The 7,548-nt window shown below is 34.9% G+C and carries 10 protein-coding genes and 1 pseudogene; 6 read left to right on the top strand and 5 right to left on the bottom strand.

The genetic code is table 11. The features are described 5' to 3' along the window. Positions 1 to 280 (bottom strand): annotated as a pseudogene (locus tag WDZ98_RS04485) (hypothetical protein); the annotation flags it as partial. A 124-nt stretch (positions 281 to 404) separates the two neighbouring features. Between WDZ98_RS04485 and WDZ98_RS04480 the strand changes: the two are divergent. Next, positions 405 to 629, top strand: coding sequence for a hypothetical protein (locus WDZ98_RS04480; protein WP_368057121.1), 225 nt, complete (start codon positions 405 to 407; stop codon positions 627 to 629). Here the strand turns inward: WDZ98_RS04480 and WDZ98_RS04475 are convergent. Together WDZ98_RS04475 and WDZ98_RS04470 are read right to left on the bottom strand one after the other, a co-directional pair. Then, positions 613 to 963, bottom strand: coding sequence for a winged helix-turn-helix domain-containing protein (locus tag WDZ98_RS04475; protein WP_368057123.1), 351 nt, complete (start codon positions 961 to 963; stop codon positions 613 to 615). The two genes, WDZ98_RS04480 and WDZ98_RS04475, sit on opposite strands and share 17 nt — an antisense overlap. A 56-nt stretch (positions 964 to 1,019) precedes the next feature. After that, a complete protein-coding gene (locus tag WDZ98_RS04470) occupies positions 1,020 to 1,379 on the bottom strand; it encodes a hypothetical protein (protein ID WP_368057125.1) in 360 nt (119 codons plus the stop codon). Between the two features lie 131 nt (positions 1,380 to 1,510). Between WDZ98_RS04470 and WDZ98_RS04465 the strand changes: the two genes are divergently transcribed. Continuing rightward, positions 1,511 to 1,810 (top strand): hypothetical protein, encoded by a 300-nt coding sequence (locus tag WDZ98_RS04465; RefSeq protein ID WP_368057127.1) that lies wholly within the window; start codon positions 1,511 to 1,513, stop codon positions 1,808 to 1,810. Between the two features lie 361 nt (positions 1,811 to 2,171). Here WDZ98_RS04465 and WDZ98_RS04460 read toward each other — a convergent pair whose 3' ends face one another. Both WDZ98_RS04460 and WDZ98_RS04455 read right to left on the bottom strand, forming a co-directional pair. After that, positions 2,172 to 2,948, bottom strand: a complete 777-nt coding sequence (locus WDZ98_RS04460; protein WP_368057129.1) for a sulfurtransferase — start codon at positions 2,946 to 2,948, stop codon at positions 2,172 to 2,174. 70 nt (positions 2,949 to 3,018) lie between these two features. Beyond that, positions 3,019 to 4,578, bottom strand: coding sequence for an ammonium transporter (locus WDZ98_RS04455; RefSeq protein ID WP_368057131.1), 1,560 nt, complete (start codon positions 4,576 to 4,578; stop codon positions 3,019 to 3,021). Positions 4,579 to 4,705: 127 nt separating this feature from the next. On the opposite strand from WDZ98_RS04455, the gene WDZ98_RS04450 reads away from it, so the two are divergent. The 4 genes from WDZ98_RS04450 (at position 4,706) to WDZ98_RS04435 (ending at position 7,399) form a co-directional block, all read left to right on the top strand. Further along, on the top strand, positions 4,706 to 5,374 hold the full coding sequence (locus WDZ98_RS04450; RefSeq protein ID WP_368057133.1) for a hypothetical protein: 669 nt from the start codon (positions 4,706 to 4,708) through the stop codon (positions 5,372 to 5,374). A 63-nt stretch (positions 5,375 to 5,437) separates the two neighbouring features. Continuing rightward, complete coding sequence (locus WDZ98_RS04445; protein ID WP_368057135.1) at positions 5,438 to 6,475, top strand: V-type ATPase subunit; 1,038 nt, start codon at positions 5,438 to 5,440, stop codon at positions 6,473 to 6,475. A 7-nt stretch (positions 6,476 to 6,482) separates the two neighbouring features. Next, positions 6,483 to 6,719 carry a hypothetical protein gene (locus WDZ98_RS04440; protein WP_368057137.1) on the top strand — a complete coding sequence of 79 codons (237 nt, stop codon included), beginning with the start codon at positions 6,483 to 6,485 and terminating at the stop codon, positions 6,717 to 6,719. 32 nt (positions 6,720 to 6,751) lie between these two features. After that, entirely contained in the window at positions 6,752 to 7,399 is a 648-nt protein-coding gene (locus WDZ98_RS04435; RefSeq protein ID WP_368057139.1) for a hypothetical protein, read from the top strand. Positions 7,400 to 7,548: the final 149 nt, after the last annotated feature.

Raw genomic sequence — 7,548 nt, 5'->3', positions numbered from 1 at the left:
CATGTGAGGATTCACCGTGCTTTGCTTTATCTTCATGTGAGGATTCACCGTGCTTTGCTTTATCTTCATGTGAGGATTCACCGTGCTTGTTTTTAGAAGATTCAGAAGAATCTACTTCGGAACATAGTTTATCTCCACAAACTTTCTTGGAACTAATTTCAGGTAAAGAATTACCTTGTGCTTTAGTAGCATTAGCTGTCTGTAAAAAATCAACAGAAGCTACAACAGTAACTGTCAGTAATAATACAATACTAAACGCCACTGTAAATTGTTTGTTCATGAAAAACAGTTGTAATTTTTTATCATATAATATTCATAGATAATTTCCACATCTGACTTTCAGTATTGGTAATCATTATAGGAAATTATCTATTTTCGTAATATACTACGTAGCACCATAAATTATGGAAATGGCGGCAACATGTAAAGGAATTTGTCAAACTTTCAAAAGTATTGGAACATCAATGAAACTAAAATATCAAGAAGGGCAAAAACGTTGTACTTTTTGTGGAATTTTTATGGATTTTGAAGGTGATAGATGTCCATGTTGTCGCATCACATTAAGAACAAAAGCAAGGAACAGAATTTCAAAATTAAACAGATTGGAAAGTATCACCAATATGCGCTAGTACCCATTCCTTCATTTTCCACAATTTGTACATCTAATGCTTCTAACCCGAATATTACATAGATTGACTTTAGTCTATTTTGATATAGAAAGTATTTTTTGCCATCATCAGTAACAACAGAACCTGTAACTTTTAGAATTTTATTTTCTTCAAGTTCATTTACACGTCTGTATGCAGTAGTCATTGGAATATCACATTCTTTTACAATTTCTACAACTGATTTTGGTTGTTCAATTGTGAAATTCATGATTGTTCTAGAGTATTCATCAGATAATGCCTTGAGAATGTCTTTTTTTAGTTTTGAATCTCTTGCTAAAATTTTAAAATCAACCAATCTAACATGCCTTAGTTATCATGTCTTATAATCTTGATTTTAAAATCAAAAAAAAATTATGGTGAGAAACCTGAACCGCTAACATTTCTATCCCATTCATCAACCATTGGGTTTTGCCTTCTTTCAAGTTCTTGCCAGTATCCATTTAATTTTCCTGAAGGAACATTAAATGTAGCAGATACGGTCTCACCAACTTTTGCACTGCATTCAGGTACAACCACACTGAGTCCGTATTGGGATTCTCCAACACATCCATATTCTGTGATTGCTATTACAGTGACATCTTCAGTGACTTCTGTAGGAACATAGTTCCATGGAGTCACTGTAAAAACTACAACAACTGCGATTCCTACAACCATTGCAGAAAAAAGCATACGTCGTGATAGTTTATTTTCTGTTTGTTTTTGTTTGAGCATTTTCCTCAGTATAGATATGTGAAAACCAGATATAACATCCAGGAACAATTTCCACATCTGACTTTCATATGTGAAAGCTACTAGTGAGAAATGTCTACGTAATTTATAATCAACGTGGATGAGAAAGTAACGTGTCTGCAATAAATAACAGATCTGATAAAAAATCAAGTAAAAATACTTTCATCATCGCAGGAGTCATTGCATTAGGAGCAGGTCTTCTTTTTACATATTTGATGTTCTATACTGCACCAGAGCACAACATGGAGATGGTTAAGATAATAGCAGTTACTGAAAATGGCTGTGTTGCAGAAACATTAGATGGATTTGCAGTAAATATTGGTAATTGTCAGGGAGAACCAGGTCAATATGTTAATGCTCTAGTTGATCAGAAAACAAAAGAACGTGCTGCCTTGATGAATCCAACAAAATGATTTTAATTCATTAATAATTCCGAATTTATTTTTTAAAAAAAGTAATATATTTAAAAAATTATAGAGTATTATGGTGAGAGTGGAGGAATGTTTCAAGTGTGGTATCAAAGAAAAAGATGCAAAATTAGTTTATTCTCCAGATAAACCAGTATTATGTGAAAAATGTTCTAAAATATAGTTAAGAAATTATTTTAACAGTGAAAAGATCTTTGTATTTTAGTTTACTCTAGATTTAGTTTCATAAAAGGTTGAATCAATTATCGTTTCTTCTTTTTGAATCATTTTACCTAGAAAAGATCTCAAAAATGCTCTAAATTGTCTCCCACTTTTACGCCTAAATAAGGCATGGTATGATATGTATCTATTTTTCTACAGGCAAATCTAATCTATTACCCCATTCCCCCCAAGAACCAAGATAGACTCGAACATTTTTGAATCCTAATTTTTTCAAAACTAAAAACGTATTGGCAGCACGATATGCTCCTTGACAATAAGTCACAATTTCAGTGTCTTTTGGAATATTATACATTTGGAATAACTCTTCATCATTTTTGAAAGTCCCATCTTCAGTAAGATTTTGATTCCAATCAATATTGATTGAGGTTGGAATGTGTCCAGATTGAGCTGCTCGAATTGTGGTTCCGTCATATTCACTTGTAGAGCGAGCATCCAATATTTTCAAATTATCTAGATTATCTCGAATGTATTCAAATCCCGAAATAATATCAGAATTAATTTTCCCTGAAAATGTAGAGGGTTGAAAGCCATTAGGTTTTGTTTCAAGAGGAAGATTTTCTTTTTTCCATTTTGTTATTCCGCCATCCAACATTGAAACATGTGGATGAGAAAAATACATCAACATCCAAACACCTCTTGCTGCAAGCATGCCAGAAACAGCATCATAAAAGATGACTTTCTTTTCTGGTGTAACTCCAAGAAACGAGAGAAGTGTTTGAGATTGATTATTGAAATTTGTAATTCCTTCTTTTGTTGTATCAATCCAATGAAATGCAAAAAGATCAAGATTAACGGCTCCTGGAATATGACCTTCAGAATATTCTTTGAAAGAGCGAGTATCAGCTATTATTACATTGGAATTATTTAGAATTGAAGTAAGTTCAATAGTAGATATTAACATAGTTTGGATAAAATGATCAAATCTAAATTGATTTGGATTAAATAAAAAGAAGAAAAGAAAAGGGTTTTTTCTATTCGTTTACGTATGCTCTCTCGCCATGCTGTGCCAAATCGAGACCAATCTCCTCTTCTTTAGGAGTGACTCTGATTCCGCCAGGCCATACGGCATCCATTACTTTGAGAATTACAATCGTAACACCAAAGGCATAGCCTACTGATATTGCAGCACCAATGATGCTGATTGCTTGCTGTTCCATTCCTTCTGCAGTACCAGTCCATGCACCAATACCGTCTCCGGTATCCCAGATGTGTGGACTAGCTAATGTACCAGTCAAAATTGCACCTGTAAGACCACCCACTCCGTGTACTCCCCATACATCTAATGCGTCGTCCCATTTACGTGCACTCTTGAATGCTATTGCTGCATAACAAACTGAACCAGCTGCAATACCGATTATAATCGCAGCCATTGGACCTACCCAACCTGAGGCTGGTGTGATTGCTACCAATCCTGCTACTACTCCTGATGCAGCTCCAACAACACTTGGTTTTCCTGTATGTGCCCAAGACATGAGCACCCAAGTGATTGCTGCCATACCAGTTGCGGTATTTGTAACAGTCCATGCGCTGACGGTAATGCCGTCTACCATAACTTCACTTCCTGCGTTGAAACCAAACCATCCAAACCAGAGTATTCCTGCTCCGAGGACTACCATTGGGATATTGTGTGGTTCCATTGGCACTTTGCCATATCCAAGTCTTCTGCCAAGGACTAAGGCTCCTGCCAATGCAGCAAATCCTGAAGAAATGTGTACTACAGTACCACCTGCAAAGTCTAATGCATATGATGGCGATAAGTTTGGATCAAGGTCAAGTGAACCTCCTCCTATGTATCCACCTCCCCAGACCCAATGTGCTATTGGATCATAAACAAAGGTTCCCCATAAGAGTACGAATATGATTAATGCGCTGAATTTGATTCTGTCAATCAATCCACCAATAATTAGAACTGGTGTAATGATAGCAAATGTTGCTTGGAACATTGCAAATAGTTGGTGTGGTACTGTACCAGGCCAACCTTGACTACAAACATCTCCTTCAACCATCGCATTCATCTGGTAAGCTGCTGACCAAGTGTCTCCACATGGACCTGCTTCGCCTAATGGCGCGTATGGTGAAACCATGTTAAATCCTGCATAATCAAGATTTCCCATGAACATGTTTGCATCTGAATCAATTCCGCCAAATGCTAGTGAGTATCCCCATAGAACCCATTGTACTGACATTAGACCCATTACGATTAAGGTCATACCAAGTACGTTGACGATGTTCTTTGATCTGGCTAATCCGCCATAAAAGAAACCGACACCTGGGGACATGAAGAGTACTAATGAAGTTGCTGTAAGCATCCATGCTGTATCACCTGTATCAATTTTACAAGGTAGCATACTGCCATCTTCTTCATACCAACATTCGTTAGGATTACCAGTGTAAATTCCACTAGTTCCTTTGACATATCCGTCCATACCATCATTAACACTTTGTGCATATGCTTGAGACATAGCACCAGTTGCGGTAATGGCTACTGCGGCTACAAGTAATAGAGCATACTTGTAGTTCCTAGAATTCATTAAATTTATCGAAATTGAAAATTATTTAAGCATTGAAGACTAGAAAGCATACAAAAAAGTAAATTATTATATTTTAGTATATCCTGATACTAACATAAAAGATGAAAATTATGATAAAGGTGACCAAATGAAGACCAAATCCAATACAAAATTAGCAATATTTGACACATTCAAAACAAAGGGTGAAGATCTTACCGGAGAAGCAAATAGACAGAGGGCGATCATCACTATTCTTGGTAGCAATGCTAATCCAGCAGAAAGAACAAGAACAGGAATTTCGCAAAGAATAGCAAAAAAACACAATATTACTTGGAAGAATATCTATTCAGGAATATTTCGAGATCTTGATGAAATCTTGCTTCCTATGGAGATCGCTGAAGAGGATGGAAGATTGCCTCTAAAAAGAGGTCCAAAGGCATTACAAGAGAAAGGCATCCCATATTATCATCTAACAAAAAAAGGAATACTCGTAGCACTATCAATCAGTGAAAGCAAGAATAAAGAAAATCTTTTGGCGGCATTTTTTTCAAAATCCGATCCTAGTGAAAAAGAGTTTGAAAAGATCCTAACTAGTCTTTTAAAAACAAGCCCCACTTTTACGTACTCAATTTTTCAAAAATATGTAAAAGCATTCTGTGATAATAAAATAAATGAACTGCTCCCCTTTGATCTCTCAAAATTAAAGGATATTTCAGATGAGTCACTAATAATACAAAAAGAGATTCTTTTAGCCTTTGTAAAACTATCAAAACAGGAAAAAGATGAAGCCATGATATTTTTAGATAAAATTACGTAAAATTTGTTCTCAGAAACAGATCGCCAAACATTAAAATCAGTTGCCTAAAGAAGATTGATCGAAATGGGCGGTTCTAAGAATGTATATGCCTCTGTAAAAGCATATAGTAAAAGAGGTAAATTACTTACAAAGTCTGATTTTCAGACGCTTGCCGAATCACGAGATTTAGAAGAGTTGGTGACAAGAATCAAAAATACTGTATATGGAGATGCCGTAGCCGATGTTCAAAAACCATATACTTCACAAAATATCGAATCAGCTCTGAGGAGTAAATTAGCAGATATACATTATTCCATTGCAAAGACATCAGGTAATTCGGGTGTTTTAGATGCATATTATATGAAATTCATTGTTTCAAATCTAAAATTAATTTTAAAAGGCAAAATATTAGGAAAAGCACAAGAAGATATTGAATCTCATGTAAACCTACATGCTGAAGAATTAATCAAACAAAGAGATATTGTGATTAAAGCACTTGTTGCAAAGGACTTTGAAGAAGCAGTTGCAAGTTTGAATTCCGTTCAATTTGCAGATGAGATTACAAAGGCTGCTGCATTATACAACGAAAAGAAGAATCTCCAAGTATTTGATACATATTTTGATAAAATATTATTTCAACATCTAGCCGGTGCAATGAAAAACTATTCTGATAAAGAGGCAACAAAAATAGTTTCAATGGATATTGACTTTTATAATATTTTGAGTGTGATTAGAGGAAAATTCTGGGGATTGCAAGAAGAGCAAATTCAAGATTTGATTATTGTTACCAGTCCACCTGCTAGAGAATTGTTGGGAAGAATGACGGTAGCAGCAACTCTTAGAGATGCATTTAGTGAATTATCAAATACAAAATACAAAGATTTAGTTCCACAGGTTGAAAATGAATTAGATGCTATTGCTGAATTTGAAAGAGCATTTGAGATGGCAATCTATACTGCATCACTTAGATCATTTACAAAGATGTTCAGCTTTGCAACAATTGTAGGAATCACAAAATTAACATCATTTGAGATTAGAAATCTTGCAGCAATTGCTTTTGCAGTTGAACAAAAAATACCAACTGAGACTACAATGTCAAAGCTAATTCTAGAACAAGAATAGAACTAAAATGTTTAATTTTCCAAAGAAAAAAACTGAAATTTCTACAGAACTTTTAATCAGGTTTATTTGGGTTAGTTCATTTTTAGCCATGATTTTTGCACTTCCTCCATTAGGATTATTCTTGGGAATTTATTTTCTAACAGGCGAACTAATTCTTGGAGCAGTTATAGGATTTGGATTACATTTTGTTATTCTAGCCTTTTCAGGAAAGATTTCAAAAGTCATAACCAAAATTGTGAGCTAAGTATAAGAAGTCATGCAGGAAAGTGATGTATCATGATGGGAGATAGAGATTTTCGAAGTATTGTTCAAAATGCCATTGGTTCTATTGGAAAAGAATTAGAAATTGATATAGATCCCAAAGATATTCAAACCATACATCTTCAAGAAGTCGTCCAATGTTTAAGACGCTCATATTATGATAGAATTGATCCTCAAGAAATTGAAAGAAGGGGATTCAATGAATTGCTGTCAGGATTACTTAGAAAATTACAATATGGAAGTGAGCCAAAGGGATTTGCCATAGATGAGATTAGTCTAAAAGGACAAGCAGATATGATAATAGATGACTCGATTCTTTTATTCAGAGGAGCAACAACGGAGTTAGAGAGTCCTCAAGCAAATGATGTTTTGTATCTTAATGCATGCATGTGGATATATGATAAAACAGATGGAATTGTCATATACATTACTGGAGACAAGAAAGAAACTACATTTTCAATATCACGTAACAAAAAGATGTTTGAGGAAGTAATTAGAAGAGTAAGAGTACTAAACGATCTTCTTAAAGAACAAAAAACTCCCATCTTAGAACCATCCACGGAATGTTCTGAATGTCAATATTTTGAAAGATGTTTCATGAAAAAAGTGAATACAAAACAAGTATCCTTAGCAGAAATGTTAGGATTGGGCAAGAATGATTAGTAAAAATTGAAAAATATTGTATAAAGGAAAAATTCCTTTGTTTAATCTAGTGGTTCCGGATGTCCTTTACCACGAAGAGCAAAAGTCACTACTGCTAGTGCGATTGCGACTCCTGCTGCTGCGCCAAATGCGGCCATACCTGCTTCTGC

This window comes from Candidatus Nitrosopumilus sp. (assembly GCF_040878665.1).
Classification (GTDB): Archaea; Thermoproteota; Nitrososphaeria; order Nitrososphaerales; family Nitrosopumilaceae; genus Nitrosopumilus.
This window is presented reverse-complemented; position numbering and strand designations above follow the sequence as displayed.